The sequence below is a fragment of the Vibrio sp. MMG023 genome (genome assembly GCF_021654215.1).
GTDB classification, from domain to species: Bacteria; Pseudomonadota; Gammaproteobacteria; order Enterobacterales; family Vibrionaceae; genus Vibrio; species Vibrio jasicida.
Genome location: NZ_JAKFZP010000001.1, coordinates 447,950 through 465,327, shown reverse-complemented (window position 1 = coordinate 465,327; position 17,378 = coordinate 447,950). Strand labels below are relative to the sequence as shown.

Annotated in this window: 12 protein-coding genes; 9 read left to right on the top strand and 3 right to left on the bottom strand. The window is 45.2% G+C overall.

Going from position 1 to position 17,378, the window contains the following annotated elements; all coding sequences use genetic code 11:
* Positions 1-331: 331 nt before the first annotated feature.
* Positions 332-1,228 carry a LysR family transcriptional regulator gene (locus L1076_RS02025; RefSeq protein WP_039975208.1) on the bottom strand — a complete coding sequence of 299 codons (897 nt, stop codon included), beginning with the start codon at positions 1,226-1,228 and terminating at the stop codon, positions 332-334.
* A gap of 155 nt (positions 1,229-1,383) precedes the next feature.
* On the opposite strand from L1076_RS02025, the gene L1076_RS02020 reads away from it, so the two are divergent.
* From L1076_RS02020 to L1076_RS01980, 9 genes are all read left to right on the top strand, one after another.
* Positions 1,384-1,782, top strand: a complete 399-nt coding sequence (locus L1076_RS02020) for a Rid family hydrolase (protein WP_237303036.1) — start codon at positions 1,384-1,386, stop codon at positions 1,780-1,782.
* Between the two features lie 98 nt (positions 1,783-1,880).
* Positions 1,881-3,341 (top strand): aldehyde dehydrogenase family protein, encoded by a 1,461-nt coding sequence (locus L1076_RS02015; RefSeq protein ID WP_045405160.1) that lies wholly within the window; start codon positions 1,881-1,883, stop codon positions 3,339-3,341.
* 67 nt (positions 3,342-3,408) lie between these two features.
* On the top strand, positions 3,409-4,401 hold the full coding sequence (locus L1076_RS02010; protein ID WP_045405162.1) for a membrane dipeptidase: 993 nt from the start codon (positions 3,409-3,411) through the stop codon (positions 4,399-4,401).
* A gap of 107 nt (positions 4,402-4,508) precedes the next feature.
* Positions 4,509-6,113: a BCCT family transporter gene (locus L1076_RS02005; protein ID WP_038866535.1), complete on the top strand. Its 1,605-nt coding sequence runs from the start codon at positions 4,509-4,511 to the stop codon at positions 6,111-6,113.
* Positions 6,114-6,230: 117 nt separating this feature from the next.
* Positions 6,231-7,967 carry a hypothetical protein gene (locus tag L1076_RS02000; RefSeq protein ID WP_237303035.1) on the top strand — a complete coding sequence of 579 codons (1,737 nt, stop codon included), beginning with the start codon at positions 6,231-6,233 and terminating at the stop codon, positions 7,965-7,967.
* Positions 7,964-8,695, top strand: a complete 732-nt coding sequence (locus L1076_RS01995) for a DUF3726 domain-containing protein (RefSeq protein WP_237303034.1) — start codon at positions 7,964-7,966, stop codon at positions 8,693-8,695. The genes L1076_RS02000 and L1076_RS01995 overlap by 4 nt, the downstream gene beginning before the upstream one ends.
* An 830-nt stretch (positions 8,696-9,525) precedes the next feature.
* Complete coding sequence (locus tag L1076_RS01990) at positions 9,526-11,868, top strand: M4 family metallopeptidase (protein ID WP_237303033.1); 2,343 nt, start codon at positions 9,526-9,528, stop codon at positions 11,866-11,868.
* Positions 11,869-11,939: 71 nt separating this feature from the next.
* Positions 11,940-13,466 (top strand): M28 family metallopeptidase, encoded by a 1,527-nt coding sequence (locus L1076_RS01985; RefSeq protein ID WP_237303032.1) that lies wholly within the window; start codon positions 11,940-11,942, stop codon positions 13,464-13,466.
* Positions 13,467-13,608: 142 nt separating this feature from the next.
* Complete coding sequence (locus L1076_RS01980; protein WP_080764979.1) at positions 13,609-14,001, top strand: nuclear transport factor 2 family protein; 393 nt, start codon at positions 13,609-13,611, stop codon at positions 13,999-14,001.
* An 85-nt stretch (positions 14,002-14,086) separates the two neighbouring features.
* Here the strand turns inward: L1076_RS01980 and L1076_RS01975 are convergent, their stop codons facing one another.
* Positions 14,087-14,881, bottom strand: coding sequence for a glycine betaine ABC transporter substrate-binding protein (locus L1076_RS01975; protein WP_237303031.1), 795 nt, complete (start codon positions 14,879-14,881; stop codon positions 14,087-14,089).
* Between the two features lie 169 nt (positions 14,882-15,050).
* Entirely contained in the window at positions 15,051-17,279 is a 2,229-nt protein-coding gene (locus L1076_RS01970) for a hypothetical protein (RefSeq protein ID WP_237303271.1), read from the bottom strand.
* Positions 17,280-17,378: the final 99 nt, after the last annotated feature.

Genomic DNA, 17,378 nt, shown 5'->3' with positions numbered 1-17,378 from the left:
ATGCATGAAACTTTACAAAGCCCCTGATGCTTAACGTGTCAGGGGCTTTTTTAGTTGTGAGTTATACCCAAGTAACCTCGAGATGCTGGTTCAGCGAGAATGATTTGGTTTGTAGACGCGGCGGCGATTTAAAGGTTTGGTGGTTCTAAATCAAGAATCGACAACAAAGTATACAAGCCAAGGCAACTCGCCCTTTGGGAGCGTGTCATTGACCCGATTGCTGCGTCAAACAACTTGGAAATAGCTGGCTATTACGCTGCGTTGTCTTCCTTGCCCTCGAATCAATGACAACGCTCTGAATCCTGCATCTTGAAGTCACTTGGGTATATGCTTATGCAGTTTCGACTTCTTCTTGGTAGTTCAAGTAATGAATGCACAAATCATGAAACGCTTTTGCCTGAGGGGAGATGGTTCTATCCGTCAGAGTAAAGATGCCAACTTGTCTTTCTAAAGGTGGATCGATCAGTGGAATCCAAACCAGTCGAGTTTCGTTGGTCGGGAACGCTAATTTGGGCAAGGTGGTGACACCAATACCAAGCTCAAGAACTGAGAATAAAGACGTGATGTTTTCAACAGAATACAAAGCTTGTTCACTTAGTGCGCGCGCAGGAGTAGGATCGAGTAGGGTACAAGTCCCGTTTCGAATAAAAGGTTGTTCTAACAGTGTTTGCCACTCAATCCCTTCTGGATGCTGAGCGATAGGGTTGTCCTTCAAACACACTACACCAATGGGGTCAGAGATTAGCGGGGTAAACTCGATACCGCCTTCGTCTAAATGTGATGGGTTACCTAACGCTAAATCGACTTCGCCTGATAACAAACGGGCTTCGACGCCAGCGGCGTTATCATCAATCAAGCTGACTTCAACGTTTGGGTACTGTTCGCAAAACGCGCCTAGAACACTTGGAATCAATTTAGCCGCAACGGAGGGAACGCTAGCGATGCGTACTCGACCTTGTTGGCCCGCGGCGGCGGCTTTCAAGTCATTATCCAATGCACTGTAGATGTTGAGAAATTGAATAATTTTAGGCAAACAGATTTCACCGAAGGGAGTGAGCTTGGATTTGTTGCCCGTTTCAAACAGCGTTTGCCCTAGGTTTTTTTCCAGTTCTTTGATCGACGTTGACAGCGCCGCTTGCGAGCGGTTCGCTCTATGTGATGCCGCTCGAAAACCACCTTCCTCGACCACCATCACAAAATGCTTTAATTGTTGAAGCTTGATACTCATGGCGAAACCTCTGCAATCCCTTTATTTACCTTAGTCTTAATAAGGTGATAGATTTTTCTTATCAAATGTAAAAAATTTACCGTTCGATTTATCGCCTGTCAATGTGCAGTATTTAACTATCTTGAAACAAGGTTGTTACAAAGGTTGAAAGGCACGTGAATACTTCTACGAAAAAATACCCAGTCAAAACCGCATTGTTTGCTTCTAAAGCACCACTCGAGTGGGCCATCGTTAACAATGGCACTTTATACACGGCACAAATTCCGATTGATGATACAGGTGTTGTTGTAGAGGGCGGTATCGAAGCGCAAACACGCCAAACCTTCAATAACCTCGTCCATACTTTAGAGTGCGCGGGTGAATCGTTAGACTCCGTTTTACAAGTACTGATTTACGTGACTGATCGTGAATATCTCAAAACGGTTAACCAAGTGTACGCGGAGTATTTTGAGGCGCCTTATCCAAACCGTGCCGCGATGGTGGTAGCAGGATTAGCTCGCGAAGAAATGCTGGTGGAATTTGTGGTGTACGCATCGGCGAGCCAGCCCGAGTAAATTATAAAAGCACAGAGCCAATACTTAGTTGGTTTTGTAAGTCAGATTAATGAACTGGTGGAAGACCACTGGACGTCAGGAAGAACAAGGACAGAGCAATGACTTTTATCAATAATGTTCAAGCAGAAAAATCCCTCTATATTGCAGGCGAATGGCAATCGGGCGTTGATACGATTGCCAACATTAACCCTTCAGACATCAGTGAAAATTTAGGTCACTTTGCACAGGCGAGTGGAGCGCAAGTAGAGCAAGCGATTCAAGCTGCTAAAGTTGCACAGCCCGAATGGGAAAAAACGCCAATTGAGCGTAAACAAGCGGTATTACAAGCAATTGGTGATGAGTTGATTGCCCGTTGTGATGAACTTGGTACGTTGCTTTCTCGTGAAGAAGGTAAGCCTTTTGCAGAAGGTCGCGGTGAGATCTACCGTGCTGGTCAATTCTTCCAATATTTTGCGGCTGAAGTGCTGCGTCAAATTGGCGATAACGCGGCTTCCGTCCGTCCAGGCGTTTCCGTTGAGGTAACTCGCGAAGCCGTTGGCGTTATCGCCATCATTTCCCCTTGGAACTTCCCAACCGCTACGGCTGCATGGAAAATCGCGCCAGCGCTTGCGTTTGGTAATAGCGTCGTGTGGAAGCCCGCTAACCTAACGCCAGCAAGTGCGGTTGCATTGACTGAAATTATCCATCGACAAGGCTTACCAGCAGGCACGTTCAACCTTGTGTTGGGCAGTGGCTCGCAAGTAGGTAACACGCTTATCAACTCGAAAGACGTAAACGGCGTGAGCTTTACCGGATCTGTTGATACAGGACGTAAAGTAGCGGCAGCAACGGCACCGAATTTTGTCCGTTGCCAGCTAGAAATGGGCAGTAAGAACGCACTTGTGGTTGCTGATGATGCAGACATTCAAATCGCAGTTGAAGCGACCATTGCAGGCTCTTTCTCTGGAGCAGGTCAGAAGTGTACCGCGTCTTCTCGTCTTGTCGTCATGGATGGCATTCACGATGCCTACGTTGAAGCACTGATCAAACGAATGAGTGAGCTTAAAGTCGGTCACGCTTTAGAAGACGGTGTGTTCATGGGACCCGTTGTGGATGGAAACCAATTGAATGCCAACTTCGAATGGATTGAGAAAGCACGCCAAAGTGGCGCAGAGTTAGCATTCGGTGGCGAGCGCTTGAATTTGGAACATGACGGTTTCTACATGTCACCAACCCTTTTCCTCAATACGCAAAACAGTTGGGAAGTGAACCAAGAAGAAGTGTTCGCACCGATGGCGAGTGTGATTCGAGTCTCTGATTTGGATGAAGCCATTGCTGTAGCGAACGATACTCGCTTTGGTTTGACGGGCGGCATCATCACACAAAGCCTTCGTAACAGCGCCATCTTCAAACAGCAGGTACAAACTGGTTGTGTGATGGTCAACCTACCAACCGCGGGTACGGATTACCACGTGCCGTTTGGTGGTCGTAAAGAGTCGAGCTTTGGTCCACGCGAGCAAGGTCAGTACGCGAAAGAGTTCTACACCGTGGTGAAAACCGCTTATCAACGTCCTTATTAAGTGAAATAGGGCAGCCGAGGACTCCGCTGCCCAACCTTAAAGGCTCATTAACGTTTAAGGAGTGGTTATGTACCAACAACGGATTGTGATTGACGGATTGCAGTACTGCAATTGGGATCGAGAATACTTCCAAACGCTGAAGGCGAGCGGTATTACGGCTGTACATGCAACGATCGTTTATCATGAGAATGCACGTGAGACCTTAACTCGCTTTGCCGAATGGAACCTGAGATTCGAACAAAATGCAGACCTGATTATGCCTATTTACTCGATGGCTGACGTCGAGAAAGCAAAGGTCGAGGGTAAGGTTGGTGTCTTTTTTGGTGCGCAGAACTGCTCCCCAATTGACGATGAAATCGGCTTAATAGAAGTCATGCGTCGCCAAGGTTTGCTGATTATGCAGCTGACGTACAACAACCAAAGCTTATTGGCGACAGGGTGCTATGAGCAGAACGACTCTGGTGTCACGCGTTTTGGTAAACAAGCCATCGAAGAGATGAACCGTGTCGGGATGATCATCGATATGTCCCACAGCGCAGAGCGCTCAACGTTGGAAGCGATTGACCTTTCTTCTCGCCCAATTTGTATCAGCCACGCGAATCCAACCTTTGCTCACGATGCGCTGCGCAACAAATCGAATACCGTCATCAAAGCACTCACCGAACGAGGTGGTTTGATTGGCTTTAGTTTGTACCCATTCCACTTACCAAATGGTAGCCAGTGCACACTTGAAGATTTCTGCCAAATGGTCGCGAAAACTGCTGACCTGTTCGGTGTGGATCATTTAGGTATCGGCAGTGATCTTTGTTTAAACCAACCACAGCAAGTGCTTGAGTGGATGCGCAACGGTCGTTGGTCGAAAGCTATGGATTATGGCGAAGGCTCAGCAAACAACTCTGGTTGGCCAGATGCGTTGCCATGGTTCAGCGGCAGCAAAGGCATGGAAAACATTTACAACGGCTTAATGCGCCACGGATTTACTGAATCCGAGGCAGGAAAAATTCTGGGTGAAAACTGGTTCAACTTCCTCACAGAAGGTCTGGAGGCAAGAGAGAGCTAACCCAACTAAACAAGGAATAGCCCGTTAAAAAACAATAATAGGCGGGTGTTAAAGTCACTGTTTGTAGCCGTTCAATGGCAGCTGCAATGAACCTCTGGAGTCAGAGTATGTCTGATTTAACCAATAGCGTGAAAGCTTCAACGATGAGCGTGCCATCAAAGAAGTCACAAGCAAATCACAACGACACAACAGCAAAAGAAAACTCACCTGATAAGTTGGGGCTTAGTAATCCCGCACTTTGGTATAGCGGCGGCTTTATTGCCCTGTTCGTTGCCATCGCACTGTATGATGGAGAACTCCTTTCAACACTGGTTAATACTGGATTCGCGTGGTCGGTAAAAGTCTTCGGTCCATATTGGCAATTACTGCTTCTTCTCACTTTTCTTATTGGTCTTGGTTTGGCAGCAGGGCGAACAGGCAAGGTGATGTTAGGTGGAACGACCAAGCCTGAAATGGACGGCTTCCGCTGGATGGCAATCATCTTTTGTACCTTACTAGCGGGTGGTGGTGTCTTTTGGGCAGCTGCAGAGCCAATTGCGCATTACGTGAGTCCGCCGCCATTGTATGGCCCACAAGAAAATCCACAGCAAGGTGCGGTGAATGCCTTATCACAGTCTTTCATGCACTGGGGATTCTTAGCGTGGGCAATTGTTGGCAGCTTGACGTCTATCGTGGTGATGCACCTCCACTACGATAAAGGCTTACCGCTTAAACCTCGTATCTTACTTTACCCAATATTGGGTGAACGCGCACTGAAAGGCCAAACAGGTGCTTTGATTGATGCGTGCTGCATCATTGCTGTAGCGGCAGGGACGATTGGTCCAATCGGCTTCTTAGGTTTGCAGGTTAGCTACGCGTTAAATGTGCTATTTGATATCCCAGATGGCTTTACCACGCAATTGATCATCATTTTGTTTGCCATCGTACTTTACACCGTTTCAGCATTAAGTGGTCTGAATCGTGGTATGCAAATGCTTAGCCGATACAACGTAATATTGGCAATGGCGTTGATGGTTTACATCCTGATATTCGGTCCGACAGATTTCATCTTTAATGCTTATATTCAAGGTGTAGGTAGTATGTTGGACAACTTTATCCCAATGGCGACCTACCGTGGTGATGAAGGTTGGTTGAGCTGGTGGACAGTGTTCTTCTGGGGATGGTTCTTAGGCTATGGGCCAATGATGGCGATCTTTATCGCACGCATTTCCCGCGGTCGAAGTATTCGTCAATTGATTACGACCATCAGTATCATCGCGCCGCTTACAACGTGTTTCTGGTTCACCATTGTCGGTGGCTCTGGCCTAGCGTTTGAGATCGCAAACCCTGGCAGTGTCAGTGCCGCGTTTGAAGGCTTTAACTTACCTGGAGCATTGCTTGCGGTAACACAACAACTGCCAATGCCGATGCTGATTTCTATCTTGTTCTTGATTCTTACCACCATCTTTATCGTAACGACGGGTGACTCGATGACATATACCATCAGCGTCGTCATCAGTGGGGAAACGGAACCGAATGCCATCATTCGTACTTTCTGGGGTGTGGCGATGGGTGTGACCGCATTGATTTTGATTTCGCTGGGGTCTGGCGGTATCTCTGCCTTGCAATCTTTCATTGTCATTACGGCAGTTCCTGTGTCGCTTATTTTGCTGCCATCACTTTGGAACGCGCCACAAATTGCTATCAAGATGGCAAAAGAACAAGGGTTATAAGTCGCTAAAAAGCGATAACCCATAACTGATAAACAATAACGTGGAGCTTGTGCGGGTGATTCCTCCTGCATCCGCATAAGTCTATATTCTTACAATAAAAAATAGGTGGTGAGCAAAATGGATGCACATCGTTCTACTTACACTGAAACAACACTACGCGACGCTGCTATTGTCATGGCGCCAGAAAGGCTAGGGGCTATGCACCAAAACCGAATTAGCTTTGTACGAAGCCTGATTCGTAAAATGGCGAGCCAAGAGTGGCAAGTCAACAAGCATGAATGGCAACTTTGCCCTAGAGGGTTTGGCCATGTGATCTACAAACTGGCGACGCCAGAATACGTTTATCATTTGGTTGTCTTCTGCGATGAAATTGCCGATGAAGAGCGTAATGACCGAGTCATTGCAGAGAAATGGGACGTGACATTCGCGTTAGTGAAAGGCGACGTAAATGTCGAACTTTTAGAGCAGTTAAGAGCTAATGTTCCTTTGCAGGAAGCCGGACGAAACCCAAATAATGTACTAGTTTTAGCGCGAGCGAATAAGAGCGTACGCGTGTTTGAACATATTGTTGCGGCGTTATCTAAAGGCCAACAACCCGAGCCGAAAGAACTGGCGGAAGTAGGGTACATCCTACGTACGACCGCGGTGTATGGAAATGGTAAGTTTGGTATTGCAGATTTCAAGTTGCTTGAGAACAATCCCGATTTCAATCAGTCGTTCAGTGCGCAAATGTGTGCCGTGTATCTATTGCGTGAGTTCAGCCTAGATTGGGTTCATTACTTAGCGCAACAACAGGGTGGCGATAATGCCGTCGCACTACATCGTGGGTTACAGCGCTATCTTGGTGTGGGGAACGCAACAGGACTGGGCATGGCACCATACCTTATTAACCATCCTTGTATCGTTGACCAATGGATGACGTCGCGCGAACGTGCTATTGCTCAAGTGTTTGCGATGCCTTGCGAGACTCAGCAAGAATCGCCACTAAACGCGTTATTGGCAAAAGCGCAGCGCCACTTAGAGCAAGTGATTACCATCAATCAACATCAAGACCAATTGAATTATAAAGCGATAGAAGACATTAAAGCGTTACAAATTAATCTAAATGCTTTGATTTCGAATCACATCAATTGGGGAGGCTTGATCGAACAAACGACAACAATGAGTTTGGAAGCCCAAGAAATCCTAACATCATGTTTGATCGAGCTGTACCCGTCTTTGGTGGATGAATTTGAGAACCAAATGAATACCGATGAATCTTTGTCGATTCCGGGTGGGAAGTGTGTTCAAGATGTTCTTCAGGTGCTAGAAAGCAAATATCGTTGGTCTATTGATGCCGATTACACACTGTCAGAAAATAACTATTGGTTTTGGTATCGTTCACAAGATAAAGAAGAGCCGCGAATGGGAGTTCGAGGTGAGGAGATTGGTGAAGAGCGAGAGCTGCCACTGGATATAGGTCGACAAGTTAATCGCTACTACCATGCATTGTTGAAATGTCTGCCTGAAATATCACTTGCGGAATTCTTATTGCAAAATCCGCAATACCGAGCGATTACACGACGAGTATGGACCCTTGGTAACCGTGAAATGGGCGACATCCAAATGAATGTGCTGCGAGAAGATGCGCTGCCAATGCATTTGCTACGCTGCAAGCTAGCTGTGTTTGGCGCGACCAAGTTTGACCCGCGTTCAGACCGATGGGTGCGCGTAACCTTCTTCCAAGGCGCGCCGCTCTTGGATGAGGTTCGTCACCCAGCTTATAACGATACATGGATCTTTCCCATCATGCCCGAGCGTGAAGAAATCGCGCAAAGTGACAATCAAAAAATCAGTGGAGGTTTTGCATTATGATCGTCTCGCATAACGAGCTGGTAGCAGCAGTAAACAAAGCCTTTCTTGGTATGCGTCGCCATTGTGGTGAAGCCGATGTGATTGCCAATATGGTTGCCGATTTACAGATGGTTGGTTTGAATGGTGTTCGTCACTTTAACAACGCGAGTTTATTCCTTAATTTGGACTCCGATTGTGCAGTGACTATTACAGGAACTACGGATTCAAGCATCGAAATCGAATTGCATAATGGTAGCGTCGCATGTCATCTGCCTGCAGTGTTGGACTTTGCACTTGAGAAAATGATTAACACGAAATCGGTCACCATTACACTCAAACAATGTCACAATCGATGGTTAGCATACAGTGAGCTCGCAAGGCTTTCAGCAAAGGGGATTGCCTGTCGTGCTCAATGGGTAAACGGGACTAGCCCAAAACGCACCTTGTATGTACTTAACCGAGGGCATATTGCACCAGAGGTTTTTTTCTCTGACCAAGTGGAAGATCACAGTACGGATTACCACAGCATGACAATTGAGCTCTCCGTCAATGACTTTGATATCGAAGCAAGCTCACAAGGGTACTCCATCCACATAGAAGGGGAAGAACTGAGCCGTGCACAAAAGCAATCTTGGGACGAGGGTATTACTGTTGAAGATGTCGAGTGGGAGACGTTAAAGCAAACTGCTACGGTTTTCCTTGTCGAGAACAGTGAACGTTCTATTCAAGGTGCAGGCGAATTAGTTTGATATTGATGCATTAACGAATAAAAGTGTGAGGTTACCCAAGGGTAGCCTTTTTTATTTTCTTAACGTTGCTCTCTTCCTTAGGTAACTCCACCGTTGTTAATATTATTAAATATAACGAACTTTGGTGGTTATATTTATATCCACTTTGTTTGATTTTGTCCTATCAATAAACATAGTCTTTGTTTTTAATGGTTTTAATAAATCTATCCTTTTACCTATTGTTTAAAACCTGTTTGTTATTATCTTATTTGTAATTTATCTATTCAGAACTATTGTTTTTATATTCTCTATGTTGACTACTTTCGACTAATGACCTTTATTTTAATGTGGATTATAGTAGTTGGTATCTACTTTAGTATTACTTAGTCATTTAAATTAAACAGTCTTTAGTGCGATTATAATCATAATCTCAGTGGTGGTTTTTAATTGGGATGGCATTCATTCTGAATTTAAGAGTGATATTTGATTATTGGTTTTTGTATTTGAAATTATAAAGTCAATTATGCTAACTTCACCGCTTGGTTCAGTATTGACCCTCCTTATGTATTTCTAATCATTTAGTGTTAGTAGTATGCCTTATTCATAATTGGATAAAACAAACAATATTTTTAAACAAAAATATCTAGTGATAAAAATAATATTTCTTCATTTTATAAATGAGATCTTCTTTCCTAAAAAAAGACATTGTCATAAATTTGTAATTTTTATTTTTACCAGTTGCATGAATTTGTTTAAGTGATGTATCACAACTATTTTATTGATTTTAATTATCGACTTCGGTGTGCTTTTTTCTGATAGATTCGACTCGAATACATCAAGGAGATAGATAAATGAAAATCAAGAAACGTCTGATAGCTATCGCTGTTGCAGGTGTAATGACGATGTCAGTACATGCAGGTGAATCAGTCACACTAAATAAGCCAGTGAACTTTACCAACTTCTCTGGGCTTAATTCGCAATTAGGTGTTAATAATGCATCTAGCTTTAAACAAGTTAAGAGCATCTACCTAAAGAAGCGTGGTATTTACAAGGTAAAGATTCAACAAAATGTTTGGGGCATTCCCGTATGGGGGCATTCGCTTAATGCGACTCAAAGTTTTAAAGGTGGTGCTTTAAAGGCCGTACAAGGCGATTATTTACGTGTAAACGATTTAGACCGAAGCTTTGTAAAGCCTAAATTGAACCGAGCAGAAGCGTTAAAAGTTGCGTCAAAGAACCTTGAGAATAAAGGTATCGCAGGCAAGTTTCTAAGAAATGTCGAAGATGAGTTATTCATTTATCAAGATGGTAAAAAAACGCGATTGGTTTACGTAGTTTCCTACCTGCTCGCAAACAGCCTTCAACCTTCTCGCCCATTTACCATGTTAGATGCGCACAGCGGCGAAGTTATTGATCGTTGGGAAGGGATTGCTCATGCGCAAATCGGTACAGGTCCTGGTGGTAACGATAAAACAGGCATGTATGAGTATGGCACCGACTATCATTACCTCGACGTACAAGAAGATGGCACCAACTGTGTAATGGAATCGGAGAACGTTGTCACGGTTAACTTAAATGGTGCAACTGAAGGTTCTACACCATACAGTTATGAGTGTCCGCGCAATGAATTCCAAGAAATAAACGGTGCTTACTCTCCACTGAACGATGCCCATTACTTTGGCAATATCGTGTTCGATATGTACAAAAACTGGTTCGATACTGCGCCACTTACTTTTAAACTGATGATGCGTGTTCACTATGGAACGGGTTACGAAAACGCGTTCTGGGACGGCCAAGCAATGACGTTTGGTGACGGTGAGAGTTACTTCTACCCATTGGTCAGCCTTGATGTCTCAGCTCATGAAGTGAGCCACGGCTTTACCGAGCAAAACTCGGGGCTGGTTTATGCCAATCAATCTGGCGGTATGAATGAAGCCTTTTCAGATATGGCTGGCGAAGCTGCCGAGTTTTACATGAAGGGCGAGAATGACTGGATGGTCGGCAAAGACATCTTTAAAGAGGATGGTGCATTGCGTTACATGGATGATCCTTCACGAGATGGCTCTTCCATCAACCATGCACAAGACTACTATGATGGTTTGAATGTGCATTACAGCTCGGGTGTTTTCAACAAAGCCTTCTACCACTTAGCAACGACATCGGGTTGGGATACCAAAAAGGCGTTTGAATTGTTTGTGCTCGCGAACCAAATCTACTGGTCACAAGATAGTGACTTTTGGCAAGGCGCATGTGGCGTCAAGAACGCAGCAAACGACTTAGGGTATGACTCCTCTGCGGTTATGGATGCATTCGGCATTGTCGGTGTTGAGCCATGTGCTGAGCCGCCACTGCCGCCAGAGCCAGAATATCAGCGTCTTGAAAACGGTCAATCAGTGACCGTAGATGGCGCAACTGGGTCGAAAACCTATTTTGATATCGAAGTGCCGGAAGGCAAACCTCAACTTACGATCAATCTAACGGTGCCAAACGGTGACCCAGACATTTACGTTGGTTTAGATTATGCACCAAGCTCGAATGAAAACATTTGTTCTAGCTTGTCTGTTAGTGATGAAGTTTGTGTGATTGAGAACCCAGAGCAAGGTCGCTATACCGTGAACGTATTTGGCTACGCTGAGTATGACAACGCAGAACTCACGGCAACGTACGACGATAGCAGTGCAAACCTTCCTCCAGTCGCCGCGTTTGATCAGTCTGTCTCTGGTAAGACTGTGACACTTCGCAGCACCAGTAGCGATAGCGACGGCAGCATTGTTTCTTACCAATGGAACCTAGGTGACGGCAGTTCGCAAACTGGCGAAATGGTAACGCACACTTATGCCGCAGCAGGCGATTATGCGGTGACGTTAACCGTAACGGATGATGCAGGCAGTGCGACATCAACCACACAAACGGTGACGATTGAAGAAGGCCAAACAGACGCGTTCCCGCTGAAGCTCAACTTTGGTAACAAATTCCCGAATGGTAAGGCTCGCGTGAAGTTGTCTTGGAAGTACGACACCAACGATTACTTCATTGTTAAACGTAACGGTAAGAACGTTGGTGCAACAGACTTTAAGTCTTACGTCGACCAGTTTGAGCACAACGGCACTATCGACGTGGAATACCAAGTGTGTACTTCGGGCAACGTATGTTCTGAAACCAAGCGTTACCGATTCATCAAACCAAACAAATAACAACGCAATAGCAAAGGGCTCCAGACGGGGCCCTTTTTTCGTCAGTAAGGTTAGTAAAGGAAAATACCAACATGAAAAAGACTCTTTTTGCATTGGCATTGCTGAGCAGTACGTTGAGCAGCAGTGTTGTAGCCAATGAATTGATCGAGCAAGAACAAGTTTGGATCACCACCGATGCGGATGCGCTGGATCTGATTACCAAACATGGAGCCACGGTTTATTCTGATTTCTTTGGTGCTCGTCCCGCCGTGGTCGCGAAAATATCGCCAGATCAGTTAGCGACGCTATCCAGTCACATGCATCATGAAAAGCACCGCTGTGGTGGTTATATGGTGCACCCAGACAAAGCCAGTGCATTGAAAGCCGCAACCATGCCAACCACATTGAAGACGTTTAACAAACCGATGATCAGCCATCATGACACGGTTGAGGCTCTCATCAATCAAGTAGAGCCGACGAACTTGGTGAAGACCATAGAAGGCATGACGTCATTTACCAATCGTTTTTATACCACCGCAACGGGTGTTGAAGCCTCTGATTGGTTGCTGGCGCGTTGGAACCAAGAGATTGAAGGAGTCTCTTATGCTTCTGCGGAACAAATTTCCCATCGCGGCTACCCACAAAAATCCGTCGAAGTGACGTTGCTGGGTGCGAAATATCCAGAAGAAATTGTTGTCGTGGGTGGACACCTAGACTCTACAGCTGGCGCATGGACAGAAGAGGGAACCATTTCTCCGGGCGCCGATGACGATGCTTCGGGTATTGCAACGGTGACTGAGTCACTTCGCTTAATGATTGCCAGCGGTATCCAACCAGACAGAACCATTAAATTCTATGGCTATGCCGCAGAAGAAGTTGGGCTGAGAGGCTCGCAAGACATCGTTGAAATACTGAAAGACGAAAAAGCCAACGTGCTATCCGTGTTGCAATTAGACATGACCAATTACAGCGGTTCTGCGCATGATATTACATTCATCACCGATTATACGGACAGTAACCTCACGGCATTTTTGTCTGAGTTGATTGATGTGTACACGCCTGAAATTACCTACCAGTTTGATCGCTGCGGGTATGCTTGTTCTGACCATGCCTCTTGGCACAATGCTGGCTATCCAGCGGCCATGCCATTCGAAAGTTTGTTTGAAGACTACAACCCGAATATTCATACCCAATTTGATACGTTGGAAAATTCAGACCCGACCGCCTCGCATGCCAGCAACTTTGCAAAGCTTGCTATCGCCTATTTGATTGAATCAAGCATGGACAGCACGACAGGAGTGACCCCCTTGCAAGATGGTGAACCTGTTGAGAATTTACGAGCAGGCTATGGAGAGGAACAGTTCTTTAGTTTTGAAACTCAAGAGGAGGGTAAGGTGACCATTTCCTTGTCTGGGCCAAGAAGTGGCGATGCGGATCTCTTTGTGAAATACAACGATCAAGTGTCAGTCAGTAACTTTGATTGTCGTCCATTCCAAAATGGGAGCAATGAACAATGTGTTCTAAATAAACCCGCAGGAACGTTCAGCATTATGGTGCGAGGTTATCGTAATTTCGACCAAACCAGTCTTGTTGCAAGGTTTGAGAAAACGACCAACTGATCATAAAGATTACTTCTCATCAAACTCTAAATGCCGCACGACACAGTGCGGCATTTTTGTTTATTCGTTACGAGGGAGATGCTCCGCGCTTTAATTCTCGACTACGCTTTGTAGACGATCGCGAGTTGAATAGGAGAAACCCATGAGCACCTTGCAAATCGACATTGAAGAGAACAAACGTAATGCCATTGCTTTCTATGAGATGGCATATCGAGGAAATCCAAGAAAAGCGGTCGAGCTTTACGTAGGGGACGAGTATATTCAGCACAACCCGTTAGTGGGTAATGGTCCTGATCCTTTTATCGCTTACTTCGAGAGAATGCAGGAAGAGTACCCAGAAAAAGACATTGCATTTGTTCGCGCAGTCGCAGAGGGCAATTTAGTAGCGTTGCATACGCACCAAACGTGGCCTGATGACGTGGAATACGTAACGATGGATTTCTTCCGCTTTGATTTAAACGGCAAGATTGTCGAACACTGGGATGCCTTGCAAGAAATCCCGAAAGAGTCAGCAAACGGGAACACCATGTACTAAGTTAACGTGCTTTGCCATGCAATTTAGCAATGTAGTAATGTGACAATGGAAGCAAGGCAAAGCACTATAAACCGCGTAAAGCTTGTTAGATCTGGTTGTCTAACCACTCACGTGTCACCGTGTCTAACTCTCGTCCTTCACGACTGATTTTGTAATCCAATTCCGCAATGATGTCGTTTGAGAAACGTAACGCGTCCAGTCTGCTCAACTCATCTTGAGTAAATTTCTCTGGTTTGTCTTGGCGCAATAGCAAAACGGCTTTATCGACAATACCCAGCAAACCTTTTGGTTCTGTGATTTCTCGAATTGCGTACTTATAGTGAAGAAATTGAGGCTTCCAAAGTGGCACGACAACCCATTGTTTGTTCTCTACCGCCTTCTCAAATGCAGTAAAGCAATCTTCTTCCGTCCCCGTATGGAAACGGTAACCTGCTTCGGTCAGAGCGTATTCGTCCATCATCTTAATCGAAAAGCGCGTGATGCCCGCTCCAGGGTTGATGCCTTGAATATCCGATTTCATCTTCGCTACGACTTCTGGTTTCGTCAGGTCGCTTACTTCTGATACCAACTCTTCAGGCACGTAATAGGGCACACCCCAAAGCGCGTATGGTTCGTAGTGTAAGCCCAGTTCTAGCAAGGGTTGTACTTCCTCTACCGATGCTTTGTAAATGCCGTGACTTGATGGTAACCAAGCCGAAGAAAGCATATCGATTTCACCGGATTTGAGTTTTGAAAAGTTCTCTTCATGGGGTGAATAAACGCGCTCAACCTCAAAGCCCATATCATTGAGCACGTGGCTAACAAGAGAAGCGGTAACGCGGTGGAAAGAGAGGTTAGTGACACCAAGTTTTATCGTTTTTGACGCGTGAGTACCAGTCATATTGAAATCCTTACTATAGAGCAGTGCGAAGGAGAGTCATGCACTGCTTTGTGATGGAAATAGTAGGCTTGTGGTGAAGAGGGATAAACAGCGCTGTCTTTGAGTCACTGTCAAAAATGATTTGATAATGACTGTTGGTAGGACAGGAAGAAGGATTAAAAAACTATTATCAATACAGCAAGAACAGACCTTCGTAACCACCGATTTCGATTTGCGACACGTAGTCACCAACGTTGCCGTCCTTGTCTACGGGTCTCATTGGCTTATCTAAATGGATGGTGATTTTCGGCGCTGAGAAATAGTCTGCACTTTTACCGAAAAAGTCAGTGCGATATAACACACGGCCTTTGCTGAACTCACGAGCTAACACCATTTCTGTTGGGCCTTGAGGGACTACATTGGTTTCTGACTGATAAGCAAAGAATGTATAGGTAGGCAATACGTAAGCTAACCCATCAGGAAGATCGGCATGAACGACTTCATTCATAGTTGAATCACCAATGACGGTGTAATCCGAAGGAGTAGGCGTGCTGGTGGACATCATTAACGGGGTCGCCATCATATTCTCTGGGACTTGATTCGCTGGGGCTCCTAAATCGATAGCAAGCAATGCACTAGGTTGATAAGCAATATTCTTTGGTACACCAGCCTTCCAAAAGTTATCGGCTGTGGTGTTATTACTTCCGTACTGATAACTGCTGTTCCATTGGTTAAAGTAGCTACGGTCAGGATGATGGTTTAAATAGAACACGGCCAGTGCAGAATATTGGTCCTGTTTCCAATTCTCTTCCGTGTTACCAAAGTATTGAACGCGACCATGACGAGTTGTCGCTTGAAAAATCACCTTTTGATCGGCTTTGGCTAGAGCTGAATTATCCCAAAATTTGGCTAAACCGGCATAGCCGCTAAAGCCCGTAGAAGGAAATAGATAGTGCTCACGTAGATACAATGAACCGGCGTTGATTAAGTGTGACTGACCATTTCTTCCGTACAGATTTGCTGTCCCAATGTTTAGGCCAATCAACGAATCTACGTGCAGTGTCGCGAGTTTGTTTAAAAATGCCGAGAACTGTGCTTTATAGAGCTCATCGGCATCTTCACTACCGGCCACAAAGCCTAGTTCCTCAACAGTACCACCAGAGTAAACATAAAACTGATTGGGACCGATGAGTTTGTTCGTATCGTCATTGTAAGCACCATTCAAACCTTGTTGTGCCCACTCTGTTTGATAATAATTATGCATTGCTTGAGCAAATTGTGGATTGGCAAGATTGGTCAGTGCCCATGATGAGCTTTGGTTCCACATACGACCAAATGGGATCACGCGAGATTCCCATCGGAAGCGGGCAGTGGCTTGCTTGTTCGTGCGATTTTTATACTCACTCCAAGAGAGATAGTTGTCTTGATTTAAGTCTGCTGATTTGTCAAAACCACGGATTTCCCGCCACCCTTCAATAGATTGACCGTTGTACGTTGTTGTTGGTGCATCGGACAGGTTAACGATCTTGAAGGTGTTTTTTAACTTCACTTCTTTTAAGCGAGGGCGATGATCGACGTTGTCACCTTGCCAAGTAATTTTAATCGCGTATAAACGCCCTCCATCGCGCAAAAACGTCGAGCCAAAATACTGACCACCGCCATAGCTCAATCCGCTACCATCATGGGTGGTAGCTCGAATCCAATCTGAAGGAACCGACCAAATGACGGTTTGGTTCTTGGTCATGTTTTCGGTTTTGTCTTTCTTAATATTGACGCTTTTCCATTGCGATACTTGACCAAATGCATTGGCAGCAGAAGGGTACTCAATCTTGAAAGTGCCGCCTTGAGCGAACTGAGAGAATTTAAATACTAAGCGGTCGAACTGCTCGGAATGGTAGACATACAATGCGCCACCATTATTGGTTTGTTCAAACACATCTGCATCCCAAGGCGGTTGCTGGTAGAGCGAAAAACCGGCATGGTCGGCACTTGCTGTATAACCGACAATCATTGGTTTTCGATTGAGTAACGTGTTTTCACCATGGGTTGTATCGACTTCTGCAATGATGGTGTCTTCAGAAAAATGCAGAAAGTAATCTTCGTAATCGATGCCATTTAAGTCTGCTTGATTACGAATTGTGTTTTCCAGCCAACTCGAATTGAGCTCTAGCTTTTGGTTGTACATGTAACCAATGGCGTTGACGCGTTCGTTATCACTTTTGTTTTGATAAGCACCAAATACAACATCGGCATTATCCAATTCCCATTCAAGTGCCGCGGCAGCGGAAACAGGAGTATCTCGCAAATCGATACCTTGCTCATGTAATCCAGGTAATATGAGCGCAGTGCTGGCCCAAATAGTAGGCGAAAGAAGGCTCAAAGAACCAAGCGCAAGCAGCGCAGAACGATATGGCTTCATCATTGACTTGTCCCTATCAAAAACGTCGATAACTCAAATTGCGAGTCAAAATACGAGAAAAGTATTAGCGATAGGTATGACCAATTCAAGAAATGGCCG